Genomic DNA, 14,771 nt, shown 5'->3' on the forward strand with positions numbered 1-14,771 from the left:
GCTGACCCGGGAGCCTAGTCACCTGTGGTGCGATGGAACACGTGAACGATCAGGACGTCCGCACGCTCGAGAAACTGGCCGTCGGGGTGGCCCGGGAGGCGGCGGAGCTCGCGCTCGCGGTGCGGGACCGCGTGGTGGGGGACGGCTCGGTGGCCGACCTGCCGACGAAGAGCTCCGCCACGGACGTCGTCACCGCCGGCGACCAGGAGTGCGAGGCGCTGATCCGGGAACGCCTCGGTGCGCTGCGTCCCGACGACGTCGTCCTCGGCGAGGAGGGCGGCGCGGACGCCGAGCCCGCGGCCGGGCAGGTCCGCTGGGTCGTCGACCCCATCGACGGCACCGTGAACTACGCCCACGGCCTGCCCTGGTTCGCGGTGTCGATCGGGGCCGAGGTCGACGGCCGCGCCCTCGCGGGGGCCGTCGTCGAGCCGGTGTCCGGGCGGGTGTGGAGTGCCGCGGCCGGCCACGGCGCGCAGCTCGACGGCCGGACGCTGCGGGCGTCCGCCCTGACGCGGCCCGGCGTCGCCGTCGTCGCCACCGGTCTGAACTACGACCCGGACCGGCGCGCACGGCAGGCGGCGCTCGTCTCCCGCATCGCCGGGCGGATCGGCGACGTCCGCCGCCAGGGGTGCGCCTCGCTGGACCTGTGCTCGGTCGCGGCGGGCTGGGTCGACGCCTACTACGAGCACGGCCTGCACCACTGGGACTGGGCGGCCGGGGCGCTGATCGCCGAGGAGGCGGGTGCGGTGGTCCGCCGGCCGTCGGTCACCGACGCCGACGGGCTGGGACTCGAGGCCGTGCTCGCCGCCGGGCCGGGGATCGCCGCAGAGCTGGCTGAGCTGCTCCGCTCGCTGGGTGCCTCCGGCCTGTGAGCACTATTCCGCCCTATAGGACGGATTAGTGCTCACGAGCGCGAGCGCACCTACGCGGAGCAGTCCACGTCGCGCAGGCCGGACAGTGAGCTCGGGTCGGTGCCCGACGCGCTGCCCTGGCCGAGGGCCTTGAGGGCCTGGGTGACGCCCTGGGTCGGGGTGATGTCGCGGAAGTCGCTGCCGAGGGCCAGGTCGACCGCGGCCCCCTGCCGGGTGTCCTCGACGAGCTCGGCGCACGGCACGACGAGCGAGAGGGTGCGCGCCGCCGAGGCCCCGGCCGGGCCGTAGCGGATCTGACCCACGCAGGAGAGGTCCTGGCCGGGGTAGAGCGGGTCGTTGTCCGGCTGGGCCGCCTCCGGGATCCCGAGCTCGCCGAGCTCCACCGCGGCCAGCTGCGCGGACCCGCGCTGGCCCGCGCCGTTGAGCACGCGCGTCGCGGTATCCGCGGGCGGCGCGGCGGGTGTCGAGTCCAGCGCGGTCCGCGACTGCACGCTGCCGCCGCCCGAGACGGGTGCGTTGCACGATGTCACCGACGTGGCGGTGGAGCTCGCGAAGACGACGATCCAGGTCAGGATGCTGGCGACGGCGAGGACGAGCACCAGCAGGCCCATGGGCAGCAGGTGCCGGCGCCGGTACCCGCCGCCGGCCCGCGAGAGGGAGGCGGCCACGGCCCACACCCTAGTGGCGCACCCGGTGCGTCCGGCCGGTGCCGCACCGGGCGCCCCGACCGGCACGTGGCGTCGACGGGTGGGCGCCCGACATCACACCTTCGGCGCAGCGGATCGAGGGGCCCTCCCCCGGGTCCGTGGTTTACCCTCCTGCCGCCTCGCGGCGCGGCAGTGTCCGCACCCGTCGTCGATGAGACCCGCGTCACTCGACGGCACCGGCACAAACCGGTGTCGTCCCGCGTTGTGCAGCCGCACGAGAACACAGCAATACGAGGGTGGGACACACCAAATGGCGACCGACTACGACGCCCCGCGCCGCAACGAGTCCGACGAGATGGGCGAGGATTCGCTCGAGGAGCTCAAGGCACGGCGGAACGAGGCGCAGTCCGCGGCCGTCGACGTCGACGAGACCGACACCGCGGAGAGCTTCGAGCTCCCGGGCGCCGACCTGTCCGGTGAGGAGCTGACGGTCCGGGTGCTGCCCAAGCAGGCCGACGAGTTCACCTGCGGCAGCTGCTTCCTGGTCCACCACCGCAGCAGGCTCGCGGAGACGCGCGGCAACGCGTTCATCTGCCGCGACTGCGCGGCCTGACCTCTACCGTCCACGGGCCGGCGACCCCGCCGAGCACCCCCTGATCGCCACTCCTGACCGGGCACCCCTGACCGGGCACCCCTGACGACCCACGACCACGACGGGCCCGGCCCGGGTGTCCCACCCGCGCCGGGCCCTTTCGCGTGACCGGACCCCGGGTCAGGTCTCACCGCGGATCGCCGCGAGCAGGCGCTCGGGCCGGCGGGTGGAGACGACCCAGTAGGGCGTCGGGTCGTCGGGGTCGAGGATCTCGAGGCGGACCGCGGCGGGGACCCAGGGCCGGTGGAGCACGTAGGCGGCGGGGTCGAGCTGCGGGCCCAGCGCCACCCGCTTGTCCTCGTCCCGCACGACGTCCGCGCGCCCCACGAACCGTGTCGGGATGTGCGCGGCCCCCGCCCAGACCTCCGGCTCGCCGTCGGGACCGGGCCCGACCCCGACGTGCCGTCGTCCCAGCCGCCACAGCACCAGGACGGCCAGGGGCATCACGATGAGGTAGGGGATCCAGAAGGGCACCTTCGGCAGCCCCATGTTGGCCTCGATCCCCACGAGCGCGCCCGCGAGCAGACCGGGAGGCCACGCCCACCACGGCAGCCCGAGGCGCTCGAGCCCCGGCGGGGGTGCCGGCCGCGCGGGCGCGGACGGGCGGGAGGAGGTCACGAAACCCAGGGTAATCTGGCCGATCGTGCTGGAGCTCGACCTGGTCCGCCTGGACCCGGGGCTGCCCGTCCCCCGGCGGACGCACCCCGACGACGCCGGCCTCGACCTGTACGCCCGCACCGACGTGGAGATTGCGCCGGGGGAGCGGGCCCTCGTCGGCACCGGGGTCTCGGTGGCCCTCCCGACGGGCTACGCCGCGTTCGTGTGCCCGCGTTCCGGGCTCGCCGCCCGGGAGGGGCTGGGGCTGCTCAACGCGCCCGGCACCGTCGACGCGGGATACCGCGGGGAGATCCGGGTCTGCCTGGTCAACCACGACCCCGCGCGGCCCGTCGTGCTCCACCGCGGCGACCGCATCGCCCAGCTGGTCGTCCAGCGGGTCGAGCTGCCGACGGTGCGCGTCGTGGACGAGCTCCCGACCTCACAGCGGGGCGGCGGCGGCTTCGGTTCCTCCGGTGGATGGAGCCGGACGGGTGATGTCGGCGGGTCGAGGTCACGGAACGGTTACGGGCAGGGTATTGAGGAGTCGGAGGACACCGCCGGTGCCCACGACGACGACGGCCGGGACCGGCCGCTGGCAGAGGAGCTCTGAGGTGGAGTGGTCGTGACCGAGCCGTCACGCGGGAAGCACCGCAAGGGCCGGATCGCCCAGGTGCCGGGGTCGGCGGAGCCCGCGGGTCGCCACATCCACCACCACAGGGGTCCCTGGGACTCCGAGGAGGCACCGCGCGACGGACGGCTGCGTCTGGACCTCGGGTCGGTCCAGCTGCCGGTGCCGCCGAACACGAAGCTGGTCTGCGAGCCGGACCCGAGCGGTCCCCTCCGGGCGGTCCACGCGATGCTGCCCGAGGGCCGCCTCACCGTCAGCGCCTTCGCCGCGCCCCGCACCGGCGGGCTGTGGGGAGAGCTCATCGAGGAGCTGGCCACCCAACTGCAGGCCGAGGGCGCCACCATCCGGCGCGACCGCGGCGAGTGGGGCCGCGAGCTCGTCGCCCGCAACGGTGACGTCGTGGCCCGTGTCGTCGCCGCGGAGGGGCCGCGGTGGCTGCTGCGCGGCGTCGGCACCGGTCCGGCCGTGCACGCCCTGGCCCTGCACGGGATGCTCCGCGAGATGATGCGCGGCACCGTCGTGGTGCGCTCGCCCGATCCGCTGCCCGCGCGCTCGCTGCTGCCCCTCGAGGTGCCCGAGGACGTCCCCGAGGTCTTCCGCGAGTCGCTGTTCCAGTCGTTGCCGACCCGTCCCCGGCAGATCACCTCGCCGGACGGTCCGGTGATCCCGATGATGCTCCCGCAGCGCAGCGACCCCGGCACCTCACCCGGCCGCAGCTGAACGGAGCTACTCTGACCTCGGACCCGACGGCGGGTCCGGACGGCACCGCGGTGGCCGCGGTGTCCTTCACGAGGAGCGGACGATGGGCAAGAGCTCGGGGTTCGTGTCACGGATGGTCCGCAAGCTCACCTCCGACGTGTCCGACCTGGACGCCGCGGACCTCTCCGCCGAGGCGGAGCGCTCCGGGTGCCACCTGGCGGGCGACTGCGCCGGCTCCGGCGAGGCGATCACGGTCAAGGGCCGCCTGCGGTCCGTCGAGATCTGCCCGCGGGACTCGGTCGCCACGTTGGAGGCGGAGCTCTTCGACGGCACCGACGGTGTCACCCTGGTGTGGATGGGTCGGCGGCGCATCCCCGGCATCGAGCCGGGACGCACGCTGCGGGCCAGCGGACGGGTCGCCGTCCGCGACGGCCGGAAGGTCATCTACAACCCGTACTACGAGCTGCAGCGAGCGCCCTGAGGGAGCACGACCATCCGCCATCCCGACACCGGCCAGCCCCGCCACCAGGCCGGGGGGCGCCACGCCCGCCCGGAGGACCCGGCGACGGACGCCTTCACCGCGGCCGACGAGACGGACCCGGCCGGATCGCGCACCGTGGGACGGCCGCTCGCCCCGCGTCCGCCGCGCCCCGACGCCCCGACGGCGCCGGTGTTCGGCCGGGCGGACAGCCGGCCCGTCCGGGACGGCCGGGTCGGTCGGCCCGCGGCCCCGGAGAAGGCCGACCACGAGCCCGAGGGGCCCGACGGCGACGGCTCCGAGGAGGCCGAGGAGCGCGCCCCCACGCTGCTGGAACAGATGGGCGGCGTCACCGGGGTCATCTCCTCGGCGGTCCCGGTCATCGTGTTCGTGATCGTCCAGGCGATCTTCCACACGCTGGTGGCCTCGATCGTCGCCGCCGTCGCGTCGGCGGTCGCGGTGGCCGCGTACCGGCTCGTCCGCGGGGAGAAGCTGCAGCCGGCCTTCTCCGGTCTCTTCGGCGTCGCGGTGTGCGCGTTCATCGCGTGGCGCACCGGGCAGGCCAAGGGATTCTTCCTGCTCGGCATCTGGACCAGCCTCCTCTACGGCGGCGTCTTCCTGATCTCGATGGTGGTGCGGTGGCCGCTGGTCGGGACGCTCTGGCACCTGGTCAACGGTGACGGCCAGGGCTGGCGGCGCTCGCCCCGGCTGCGGCGCGGGTACGACATCGCGACCCTCGCCTGGGTCGTCGTCTTCGGCGCGCGCTTCGTCGTCCAGCAGTGGCTCTACGACTCGGCCTACGCCGACACCTGGCTCGGGTGGGTGCGCCTGGCCATGGGGGTGCCGCTCGCGGTGCTGGCCGCCGCGGTGACGGTGTGGGCCATCCGGCGGGCCACCGAGGAGGCCAAGGCCCAGCGCGCCGAGGCCGACGCGGAGGGCACGGACGCCGCTGCCGCCTGAGGACCCCGGCCGCCGTGCACCTCACGCTGCCCGGGCGTCCGGCAGGGTGGCGCCGCCCGGGACAGGCCTTCGCTGCGGGTCGGTCCAGCGCGGCGGGACGAACCAGGGCCGGCCCTCGATCATCCGTATCTCCCAGCCGCGTGGTGGACCAGGTGGTGGTGATATCGACACAGCAGGACTAGGTTGTCCGGGTCGGTGGGGCCGCCGTCGACCCCGTGGCGGATGTGGTGGGCGTGGCAGCGGTTGGCCCGGCGCGTGCAGCCCGGGTGGGCGCATCCGCGGTCGCGCATGACCAGCAGCCGGCGTAGGGCCTCGGTGACTGCGTAGGCCGCCCGGCCGAGCTCGACGGGCTCGCTCCGGCTGCCCAGGACGACAGGGATCACGGTGGCGTCGCAGGCGACGCGGCGGGCGGTCGCCGGGTCGAGGAGGCGCCCGGAGTCGAGGAGGGCGTGGCCGGTGCGTTCGCGGAGCCACTCGAGCGGGATCGTCACCGCGATCTGGGCGCGGGAGGGGATGGGCGGCATCGGTCGCTGCCGGGTGGACCCGGACGCCCCCGGCGGGGGCGAGCCGTCGTCGGCCGGCTGGGCCGCGTCTGGCGGGTCGGCCGGGGTCGACGGGTCGGTCGGCCGGGCCGGACCCGCGGGTGGGGACGGCTCGGGCGGCTGCGGTGGCGGGCCCTCGGGGACGGGGCGTAGCCAGCCGTGCCGGTGGGAGCTGTCGGAGTCCTCGTCGCGCTGGTCGCGCCAGTCGATGCGGCGGTCCGCGTCCTCGTCGACCGGGCCGTCACCGAACGGGTCCTGGACCTCCCGGGGTTCATCGGCGATGCCGCCCGAGCCGCGGGCCTGATCGCAGAGGTCGAGCAGGGCTTCGGCGCGGCGTTGGGCCAGGGTGCGGGGGTCGTCGGACCCGGCGGGCCCGGAGAGCGCGTCGAGGGTCTCCAGCACCAGCTCGACGTCGGCGATCCCGTGCACGCGGCCGGTGAACGCGAGCGTGCCGTCGCGGCGGCGGGTGACCAGGAGCTCGTCGGCCGGCTCGGGCTCCTCCTCGGGGGGCGCACCATCGGGATCCAGTCGGGCGAGCAGCTGCTCCACGACCCGCTCGAGAGCGCAGGGCGACAGCGATCGGGCGGACTCGGCGAGCAGTTCCTCGGCCTCGGCGAGCTGCCGGGGCTCGATCCCGGGGATCCGCTCCACCCGCTCCCGGGCGCGCACCAGCACCCGGAGGTGTTCCTCGCCGATTGCCCCGGCGGCGGCCAGCCGGGCCGCGTGAGGCAGCCGGGGTGGCACGTCGTGGCCGGTGAGGGTCACCGTCGCGAGGACGTGCTCGGAGTGCACCACCAGGCGGTGGGCGTGGGCCGGGTCGACCCGACAGAGTTCCTCGACCAGCCGAGCGGGCTTGCGGTGCCCGGTGGCCTCCCAGGCCCCGGACCCGGCGAGCTCCCCGAGAGCGACCAGCAGGGCGTACTCGGCCTCCCGTGCGGCGGTCACGGCCTCACGGACCCGGGCGATCACCGCCTCGTCCGCGGCACTCGGGGAGCTCATGTGATCAGGCTACGAGGCCCTGAGCTGCGACAACAGCCGCCGTTCGAACACGAGTTCGAGAGCAAAGAGACCACTCGAGCCTGTCGAGTGGATCAACGGCAGGTGCTGACGCACCGATCAGCGGGTGGGGTCCGGCACCTGCTGGACGGCGTGCACCCGGGCGGTGTCGGCCGGGGTCCAGCCCGGCGGCGGAACCACGTCCATCCACGCGTCGAGCGACTCCGGGCCGTAGTTGTGGCCGTGGCCGAACGGGACGGTCTGGGCCCGGATCATGTCCATCGCGAGCTGCCAGAAGGTCACCAGCGGGTACCAGCGCACGCTCGGCAGGACGTCCTCGCCGCGCGGTTGGGCGAGCCAGTCGGACCGGGACCAGAGCAGATCCCAGCTCCACCAGACCACCGGGTCGCTGGGGTGCTGCAGGTAGACCGCGCGTGGGTCCGGCCAGGGGGCCGGCGGCGTCGTCGTCAGGAGCGGCGTGGCCGACCCGCCGCCGAAGCGGACCGTGCGCCCGCCCTCGACCACCGGCCGGATCTCGGGGCCGCCGGGGTCGCGACGCGCGACGAGCCCGTGCCAGAGGTCGGAGGAGTTCGGCGGGCCGTTCCACAGGGCGCCGTCGGCCCGCGACCGCACCGCCTCCACCGTCGGGAAGGCGGCCTGCGATCCCAGCGAGCCGAGCGACTCCCCGAACACGACGACCTGCGGGCGGGGCGACCCGGGGGGCAACGCGTCGACCGCGGCACGGACCGCGTCGAACATCGTCGTGCCCGCCTCGCGGACCCGGTCGCCGTCGAGCAGGAACGACAGCCCGCTCGGCAGCAGCGAGTACTGGCTGGACACCAGCGCGGTGTCCCCGCCCCAGGCGAGCTCGAGGGCGTTCACGGCCTCGGCGTCGGCGAACCCGGTGCCGGTGGAGGTGACGACGCCGATCACCGGCCGGGAGAACGCCCCGGTCCGGGCGAGCTCGCGCACGGCGAGCTGCGCGCGCTCCCGGGCGTCCGCCGAGGCGCCGAGCCCGACGTAGACCCGGATCGGGTCGAGGGCGGGGTGTCCGGAGGCCCGCGCCAGGTCGGCGGGCGACGGCGTGGTGGTGACGAAGGTGCGCCCGCCCCGTCCGAGGCTCTCCCAGCTGACCAGCGAGGCGGGGGAGCCGGAGCGCAGCGGGTCGGCGGGCTGCGTCGCTCCGCCGAACACGCCCTCGTTCTGCGCCGTGAACGCGCGGTCGAGGACGGAACGGGCCGGGTTGACCCCGGGGACACCCGCCAGCGAGATCCCGGGGAGGACGACGACGAGGACCACCGCCACGCCGACGACGCGTCGCGGCCACCGGGGGAGCGCCCGCACGCCGCGGACCAGCAGGAGCAGCACGACGAGGACGCCGAGCGCCACCGGGAAGGCGAGCAGCCAGTCGATGGCGCGGGGGGCGGCGACGCCGAGCAGCCCCGCCTGGTCGGCCTGCCACCGGAACCCCAGGAATCCCGCGACGGCCCACACGACGAGCACCACCACCGTGAGGAGCACCCACGCGGCCCCGTTGAGGCGGCGCCCGGTCCGCCGTACGAGCGGACGTACCAGCAGGCCGAGCACGACCCCGACGAAGTAGCCGGCGGCGAGCATCACCCCGCACACCAGACCCTGGACGAAGCCGGTGCGCGGGATCAGGGAGGGCGTCATCGCGAGCGCGCCGAGCGCGGTCCCCAGCAGCAGGCCACCCGGGTGCAGGAGGGGACGACGCCGGGCGGGGCGTGGCGCGGGGGGCACCGTGGCGTCGGGCAGGGTCGGGCGGGGCGCCGCCGGGTGGGCCACGGGGGGAGTCTCGCAGCGATCACGGCTTCGGTGTCGGTGCTCTCCGCCAGGGGTCAGGCCGGCACCGCGTCGAGCGCCTCCAGCACCGTCGCGACCACCGTCTCCGGGCTGTCCTCCTGCAGCAGGTGCCCGGCGTCGTCGACCACCCGCAGGTCGGCGCCGAGGATCCGATCGGCGAGGTCGTACGCCCGCGCCACCGGGATCCAGGCGTCCTGCGCACCCCAGAGGATCGTCACCGGGCAGCGCAGTTCGCCGAAGCGGTCCTGGATAGCGTCGGTGTAGCGGTCGTGCATCTGTGCGATCTGCCGGTAGAACGCCGGCTGCCCGACCTCCCCGAGCCACGGGTCGAGGTAGCGGCGCATCTCGGCATCGTCGAGGGTGCGGCGGACCCCCGCCGCGACGTAGGCCCGCAGCACCGCCTCGTGCACGTAGGGCGGCATCGCGGCGTAGGCGTCCGCGTGGCCGCGGGCGGCCTGCACGAGCTGGGAACCCGACGGACTGAGCGCGACCGGGTCGATCAGGGTCAGGGTGCGGTAGTCGTGCCCGTCCAGCAGGTGGGTGCGCAGCGCGGTGGCGCCGCCGAAGTCGTGGGCGACGACGTCGGGCCGCGCCAGCCCCCAGTGGTCGAGCAGCGCCGCGAACAACTCGTTCTGCACCCCGAGCGACACGTCCTGGTTCTCGTGCTTGTCCGAGACGCCGTAGCCCAGCAGGTCGAACGCGTACACGCGCCGCCGCCGCGCCAGGTGCGGGGCGATCCGCCGCCACACCACCGAGGAGAACGGCGTCCCGTGCACGAGCACCAGCGGGTCGCCCTCGCCGAGCGCACCCCAGCGCACCCGGTCGCCACGGAAGGTGAAGGTCTCCGTCAAGTCCATGGTGTGACCCCTTTCATCAGTATTAGGGTTAGGCAGCGATCGAGGAGGTGTCAAGCGTGGTGTGGGGACCAGAGTCGTTCGTCGGGGGACACCCGACGCTCGACTTCACCAACACCGTGGGCGGGTCCACCCGCGAGCGGGTCGAGTGGCTGGTGGCCTACGCCGACCTCGTGGTCTGGGCGCGCGCGGCCGAGGTGGTCGACGACGACGAGGCGGCGGCGCTGTCGGCCCTCGCGGAACGGCGCCCAGACGAGGCGGCGCAGGCGCTGGCGGCGGTGCACCGCCAGCGGGACGCGTTGCACCGGTGGCTGGCGGCCGCCGTCACCGGCGGGGAGGTCGACGACGCCGACCGGGCCCGCGTCGCCGACGACGTCGCGGGGGCCCACCGCGCCGCCCGCCTCGCCCCGGACCCGACGCGGGGGCCGGCGTGGTCGGTGACGGTGGACGACGCCGGGCTCGCGCTGCCCGGCCGGCGCCTCGCCCTGGCGACGGCGGCCCTGCTCGCGGGCGAGGAGCGGACCCGGATCGGGCTCTGCGGGCGCTGCTCGTGGCTCTTCCTCGACCCGTCCCCGTCGAGGCGCAGGCGGTGGTGCTCGATGGCGACGTGCGGCAACCGCGCCAAGGCCGCCCGTCACCACGCCCGGGCGTCGGGGGAGCGGGGCGGTTCATGACAGCAACGGCACGATCGTGACGTCTGACGTCAGAACGGCGCCGTTCACCCGTCGTCGGGGCGGCCCTCTCCGTGCTTCGCCGCGAAGGCCTGCACCCACCGGCGCTGGCCCCGCGTCTCGACGGCCCGCCGGTGGTGGTGCGCCCGCACCCAGGCCACGGCGTCATCGGGAGCGAGCCCGTCGAGGACCGCGAGGCAGGCGAGGACGGTGCCGGTGCGTCCGACCCCGCCGCCGCAGGCCACCTCGACGTCCTCACCGACCGCGACGATGCGGTGGTGGGTCCCGACGATCGAGTCGGCGGCCTCGCGCGGGTGGCGGGGGAGCCGGAAGTCGGGCCAGACGAGCCAGCGGCGCGGCCAGGTCAGGTCCGGATCCTGACGCCGGGCGGCGCGGCGCGAGCCGAGGTAGAGGCCGAAGGCGGGCAACGGGCCGGGCGGCACCCCGCCCCGCAGCCCCCGACCGCGGACGAGGCCGCCCCCGGGCAGCGTGATCGCCCCCTCGAGCACGTCAGATCAGCTCCTGACCGCCCTCGTCCCGCGTGGTCAGCACCGTGTGGATCTCCCGCTCGACACCCTCGCCCGCGACGAAGAGCATCTCGTCGCCGCCCTCGAGCGGGTCGTCGGACTGCGGGACGATCACCCGCCCGCCGCGCAGGATCGCCACCAGCGCGGCGTCGGGGGGCAGCGGGACGTCGCGCACCGGCCGGCCGGCGAGCGGGGTGTCCGAGGGCAGCGTCACCTCCACGAGGTTCGCCTTGCCCTGGCGCAGGGTCAGCAGCCGCACGAGGTCGCCGACCGACACCGCCTCCTCGACCATCGCGGCGAGCATGCGCGGCGTCGACACCGCCACGTCGACGCCCCAGGCCTCGGTGAACAGCCACTCGTTGCGGGGGTCGTTGACCCGGGCGACCACCCGGCGTACCGCGAACTCGGTCTTCGCGAGCAGCGACACCACGAGGTTGACCTTGTCGTCCCCGGTGGCCGCGATGACGACGTCGCAGTCCTGGACCTGCGCGTCCTCGAGCGATGCGACCTCGCAGGCGTCGGCGTGCACCCACTCGGCCTGGGGCACCGCCTCGGGCTCGACCTCGGCGAGGTCGCGCTCGACGAGCATCACCTCGTGGCCGTTCTCGATGAGCTCGCTCGCGATGGAGCGCCCCACGGCGCCGGCCCCGGCGATAGTCACGCGCACCCTGTCACCCCGAACTCCGTCTCCCGCATCTGCGCTACCCCCGCTCCACGGGCGCGGTCTGCGCCGCCTGGGTGACCGTCGCGACGGTGCCGCTGACGGCGGCCGCGTAGACGACGTCGTCGGCCTGGATCACGGTGTCGGCCCGCGTCAGCACCCCGGTGCCGAACCGGACGATGAAGGCGACGCGGCTGCCGGTCGCCTCCTCGAGCTCGGTGACCGGGTGTCCGGACCAGTCCTCGTGGAACGGCAGCTGCATGATCGCGACGGTGCCCGACGGGTCGCGCCAGGCGGTGGCGACGCCGTCGGGCAGCAGCATCCGCAGGAAGCGGTCGGTGGTCCACGGGACCGTGGCCACCGTCGGGATGCCGAGCCGCTCGTAGACCGCGGCGCGCTTGGCGTCGTAGATCCGCGCCACGACGGTCTCCACGCCGAAGGTCTCGCGCGCGACCCGCGCGGAGATGATGTTGGAATTGTCTCCCGAGGAGACGGCCGCGAACGCCTGGGCCCGGTGGATGCCGGCGGAGGTGAGGACCTCGCGGTCGAACCCGACGCCGACGACCTCCTGACCGTGGAAGTCGTTGCCCAGGCGGCGGAACGCCTGCGGATCGCGGTCGACGACCGCGACGTCGTGGCCGAGGCGCTCCAGCGACAGGGCCAGCGCCGACCCCACGCGGCCGCAGCCCATGACGACGATGTGCACGCGTCCTCCCGTCGCACCCGGGGGCCCTTCCGGCCCCGGTCGCCCCGACCTCGACCCGACCACGCGTCGCCGCGGCGTCGCTCGCCGGGCGCACGCTATCGGGTGCCCACGACGATCCGTGCGGCAACGGGTGATCGGAGGTTCGGTCCGGACACCCGGGACGGGAGCGGACCGACGCGACAGGCGCTGGTGCGACCCGGGCCGGTCGCCCTGCCCGTGGACAACGTGCGCGGCCTACGCTCTGCGCCGTGCCCAGGCTCGCGACCGCCGCGAAACGCCTCGTGCTCGGACTCCCGTTCCGCAGCGACGAGCTCTCGGACACGCTGCTGCGCAAACGCATCGCGCTGCCGGTGTTCGCCTCCGACGCCCTGTCCTCCGTGGCCTACGCGCCGCAGGAGGTGCTGGTCACCCTCTCGCTGGCCGGGCTGGGCGCCTACGTGTTCTCGCCGTGGATCGGCGTCGCGGTCGTCCTGGTGCTCGCCACGGTGGTGGTGAGCTACCGCCAGAACGTCCACGCGTACCCCTCGGGCGGCGGCGACTACGAGATCGCGACGGTGAACCTCGGGCGCTACGCGGGCCTCACGGTCGGTTCGGCGCTGCTCGTCGACTACACGCTCACCGTCGCGGTGTCGATGTCCTCGGCGGCGGACAACCTCGGCGCGCTCATCCCGTTCGTCGGCACGCACAAGGTGCTGTTCTGCGTGGCGGCGATCGTCGTCCTCACGGCGGTCAACCTGCGGGGCGTGCGCGAGTCCGGGATCGCGTTCGCGGTCCCCACCTACCTGTTCATCTTCAGCCTGGTCGCGATGCTCGTCGTCGGAGCCGTGCGGCTGGGGATCGGGGCCGACATGACGGCGCCCAGTGCCGCGGTCGGCGTGGTGGGCGAGGAGACGCAGCTCTCGCAGTTCGCGCTGATGTTCCTGGTGCTGCGCTCGTTCACCCAGGGATGCGCCGCCCTGACCGGCGTCGAGGCGATCTCCAACGGCGTCCCGGCGTTCCGCAAGCCGAAGTCGCGCAACGCGGCGACGACGCTCGCGATGCTCGGACTCATCGCGATCTGCCTCTTCAGCGGGATGCTCGCCCTGGCTCGGGCCACCGGGGTGCACATGGCCGAGGACCCGGACACCCAGCTGGTCAACGCCCCGCCGGGCTACAAGCAGGAGACGCTGATCGCCCAGCTCGCCCAGACGATCTTCCACGGCTTCCCGCCGGGGTTCTGGGCCGTGACGATCTTCACCGCGCTGATCCTGGTGCTCGCCGCGAACACCGCCTTCAACGGGTTCCCGGTGCTGGGCTCGATCCTCGCCCAGGACCGCTACCTGCCCCGCCAGCTGCACACCCGCGGCGACCGGCTGGCGTTCTCGAACGGGATCCTCTTCCTGGCGTTCTTCGCGATCGTGCTCGTCGTCGGGTTCGGCGCGCAGGTCACGGCCCTCATCCCGCTCTACACCGTCGGGGTGTTCGTGTCGTTCACCCTGAGCCAGACCGGGATGGTGCGGCACTGGAACCGGCTGCTGCGCACCGAGACCGGGGAGGGCGAGCGGCGCCGCCTGCACCGGGCGCGGCTGGTGTCGGGGTTCGGCGCGACGATGACCGGGGTCGTCCTCGTCGTCGTCCTGATCACCAAGTTCATGGTGGGCGCCTGGATCGCGATCGTCGCGGGTGCGCTCGCCTTCGCGCTGATGCTCTCGATCCGCAAGCACTACGACCGGGTGGCCGAGGAGATCGCGGCCCCCGACGGCGTCCTCGAGGGCGTCCTGCCCAGCCGCAACCACGCGATCGTGCTGGTCTCGACGGTGCACAAGCCCACGCTGCGGGCGGTCGCCTACGCCCGCGCGACCCGGCCGGACGTCCTCGAGGCGGTCACGGTCAACGTCGACGACGCCGACACCCGCAAGGTCGTCACGGACTGGGAGGCCCGCCAGCTCCCGGTGCCGCTCAAGGTGCTGGAATCCCCCTATCGCGAGATCACGCGGCCGATCCTGCAGTACGTCAAGCGCATCCGGACCGACAACCCGCGCGACGTCGTCACGGTCTTCATCCCGGAGTACGTGCTGGGGCGCTGGTGGGAGCAGGTGCTGCACAACCAGAGTGCCCTGCGCCTCAAGGGCAGGCTGCTGTTCCAGAAGGGTGTGATGGTCGTCAGCGTGCCCTGGCAGCTGGAGTCCTCGGCCCGTGCGGCGGCCCGGCGTCCCCCGGCCGCCCCCGGGTCGGCCCGACGCGGCTACGAGGCGCCGCTGCCCGGCGCGGGCGGGGCCGGCCCGCGGCGCGACTCCTCCGCGACGGGGGCCGTGCCGCCGCTGCGCCCCGGCTCCGGCAGGACGACCTCGCCGAAGGACCCCGCGGGTCCGGACGGGGCGCCCCCGCGCCCGGGTGCCGATGTCCGCTGAACCGGGCGGCCCCGTGACGACGGTGCCGGCGGCCGAGCCGGTCCGGGAGGCGGCGGAGTCCTGGGTC

General features: G+C 74.6%; 16 protein-coding genes. 8 read left to right on the plus strand and 8 right to left on the minus strand.

Annotated elements, in window-relative coordinates:
- Window positions 1-41: 41 nt before the first annotated feature.
- Window positions 42-872, plus strand: a complete 831-nt coding sequence (locus VGH76_RS00610) for an inositol monophosphatase family protein (RefSeq protein WP_414637634.1) — start codon at window positions 42-44, stop codon at window positions 870-872.
- Between the two features lie 50 nt (window positions 873-922).
- Here VGH76_RS00610 and cei read toward each other — a convergent pair whose 3' ends face one another.
- Window positions 923-1,540 carry an envelope integrity protein Cei gene (cei, locus tag VGH76_RS00615; RefSeq protein WP_331554661.1) on the minus strand — a complete coding sequence of 206 codons (618 nt, stop codon included), beginning with the start codon at window positions 1,538-1,540 and terminating at the stop codon, window positions 923-925.
- Between the two features lie 289 nt (window positions 1,541-1,829).
- Here cei and VGH76_RS00620 point away from each other — a divergent pair, with 289 nt between their 5' ends.
- The gene (locus VGH76_RS00620) at window positions 1,830-2,132 is read left to right on the plus strand and encodes a DUF4193 domain-containing protein (protein ID WP_169183181.1); all 303 of its coding nucleotides are present in this window, start codon (window positions 1,830-1,832) and stop codon (window positions 2,130-2,132) included.
- A gap of 159 nt (window positions 2,133-2,291) precedes the next feature.
- On the opposite strand, the gene VGH76_RS00625 is transcribed toward VGH76_RS00620, so the two are convergent.
- The gene (locus VGH76_RS00625) at window positions 2,292-2,789 is read right to left on the minus strand and encodes a DUF3093 domain-containing protein (protein WP_331554662.1); all 498 of its coding nucleotides are present in this window, start codon (window positions 2,787-2,789) and stop codon (window positions 2,292-2,294) included.
- Between the two features lie 28 nt (window positions 2,790-2,817).
- On the opposite strand from VGH76_RS00625, the gene dut reads away from it, so the two are divergent.
- The 4 genes from dut to VGH76_RS00645 all read left to right on the plus strand — a co-directional run bounded on the left by dut (window position 2,818) and on the right by VGH76_RS00645 (window position 5,533).
- The gene (gene dut, locus VGH76_RS00630; protein WP_414637639.1) at window positions 2,818-3,378 is read left to right on the plus strand and encodes a dUTP diphosphatase; all 561 of its coding nucleotides are present in this window, start codon (window positions 2,818-2,820) and stop codon (window positions 3,376-3,378) included.
- A 12-nt stretch (window positions 3,379-3,390) separates the two neighbouring features.
- The gene (locus VGH76_RS00635; RefSeq protein WP_331554664.1) at window positions 3,391-4,116 is read left to right on the plus strand and encodes a DUF3710 domain-containing protein; all 726 of its coding nucleotides are present in this window, start codon (window positions 3,391-3,393) and stop codon (window positions 4,114-4,116) included.
- Window positions 4,117-4,198: 82 nt separating this feature from the next.
- Entirely contained in the window at window positions 4,199-4,576 is a 378-nt protein-coding gene (locus VGH76_RS00640; protein WP_331554665.1) for an OB-fold nucleic acid binding domain-containing protein, read from the plus strand.
- 135 nt (window positions 4,577-4,711) lie between these two features.
- The gene (locus VGH76_RS00645; RefSeq protein ID WP_331554666.1) at window positions 4,712-5,533 is read left to right on the plus strand and encodes a DUF3159 domain-containing protein; all 822 of its coding nucleotides are present in this window, start codon (window positions 4,712-4,714) and stop codon (window positions 5,531-5,533) included.
- Between the two features lie 119 nt (window positions 5,534-5,652).
- On the opposite strand, the gene VGH76_RS00650 is transcribed toward VGH76_RS00645, so the two are convergent.
- From VGH76_RS00650 to VGH76_RS00660, 3 genes are all read right to left on the minus strand, one after another.
- Window positions 5,653-7,074 carry an HNH endonuclease signature motif containing protein gene (locus tag VGH76_RS00650; protein WP_331554667.1) on the minus strand — a complete coding sequence of 474 codons (1,422 nt, stop codon included), beginning with the start codon at window positions 7,072-7,074 and terminating at the stop codon, window positions 5,653-5,655.
- Between the two features lie 117 nt (window positions 7,075-7,191).
- The gene (locus VGH76_RS00655; RefSeq protein WP_331554668.1) at window positions 7,192-8,877 is read right to left on the minus strand and encodes an alpha/beta-hydrolase family protein; all 1,686 of its coding nucleotides are present in this window, start codon (window positions 8,875-8,877) and stop codon (window positions 7,192-7,194) included.
- 53 nt (window positions 8,878-8,930) lie between these two features.
- Window positions 8,931-9,752, minus strand: a complete 822-nt coding sequence (locus VGH76_RS00660) for an alpha/beta hydrolase (protein ID WP_331554669.1) — start codon at window positions 9,750-9,752, stop codon at window positions 8,931-8,933.
- Between the two features lie 56 nt (window positions 9,753-9,808).
- On the opposite strand from VGH76_RS00660, the gene VGH76_RS00665 reads away from it, so the two are divergent.
- Entirely contained in the window at window positions 9,809-10,423 is a 615-nt protein-coding gene (locus VGH76_RS00665) for a CGNR zinc finger domain-containing protein (RefSeq protein ID WP_331554670.1), read from the plus strand.
- A gap of 44 nt (window positions 10,424-10,467) precedes the next feature.
- On the opposite strand, the gene VGH76_RS00670 is transcribed toward VGH76_RS00665, so the two are convergent.
- The 3 genes from VGH76_RS00670 to VGH76_RS00680 are packed head-to-tail and all read right to left on the minus strand — an operon-like array spanning window position 10,468 to window position 12,314.
- On the minus strand, window positions 10,468-10,929 hold the full coding sequence (locus VGH76_RS00670; RefSeq protein ID WP_331554671.1) for a protein-tyrosine phosphatase family protein: 462 nt from the start codon (window positions 10,927-10,929) through the stop codon (window positions 10,468-10,470).
- A gap of 1 nt (window position 10,930) precedes the next feature.
- The gene (locus VGH76_RS00675) at window positions 10,931-11,614 is read right to left on the minus strand and encodes a TrkA family potassium uptake protein (protein WP_331554672.1); all 684 of its coding nucleotides are present in this window, start codon (window positions 11,612-11,614) and stop codon (window positions 10,931-10,933) included.
- 34 nt (window positions 11,615-11,648) lie between these two features.
- Window positions 11,649-12,314 carry a TrkA family potassium uptake protein gene (locus VGH76_RS00680; protein WP_331554673.1) on the minus strand — a complete coding sequence of 222 codons (666 nt, stop codon included), beginning with the start codon at window positions 12,312-12,314 and terminating at the stop codon, window positions 11,649-11,651.
- Between the two features lie 248 nt (window positions 12,315-12,562).
- Here VGH76_RS00680 and VGH76_RS00685 point away from each other — a divergent pair, with 248 nt between their 5' ends.
- Entirely contained in the window at window positions 12,563-14,704 is a 2,142-nt protein-coding gene (locus VGH76_RS00685; protein WP_331554674.1) for an APC family permease, read from the plus strand.
- Window positions 14,705-14,771 lie beyond the last annotated feature (67 nt).

The sequence above is a fragment of the Actinomycetospora sp. genome (assembly GCF_036497585.1).
In the GTDB taxonomy this organism is placed as follows: Bacteria; Actinomycetota; Actinomycetes; order Mycobacteriales; family Pseudonocardiaceae; genus Actinomycetospora.

Coding starts and splice junctions, on each gene's coding strand:
- VGH76_RS00620 (WP_169183181.1), top strand. CDS start 1,830: ATGGCGACCGACTACGACGCCCCGCGCCGCAACGAGTCCGACGAGATG.
- VGH76_RS00640 (WP_331554665.1), top strand. CDS start 4,199: ATGGGCAAGAGCTCGGGGTTCGTGTCACGGATGGTCCGCAAGCTCACC.
- VGH76_RS00650 (WP_331554667.1), bottom strand. CDS start 7,074: ATGAGCTCCCCGAGTGCCGCGGACGAGGCGGTGATCGCCCGGGTCCGT.
- VGH76_RS00660 (WP_331554669.1), bottom strand. CDS start 9,752: ATGGACTTGACGGAGACCTTCACCTTCCGTGGCGACCGGGTGCGCTGG.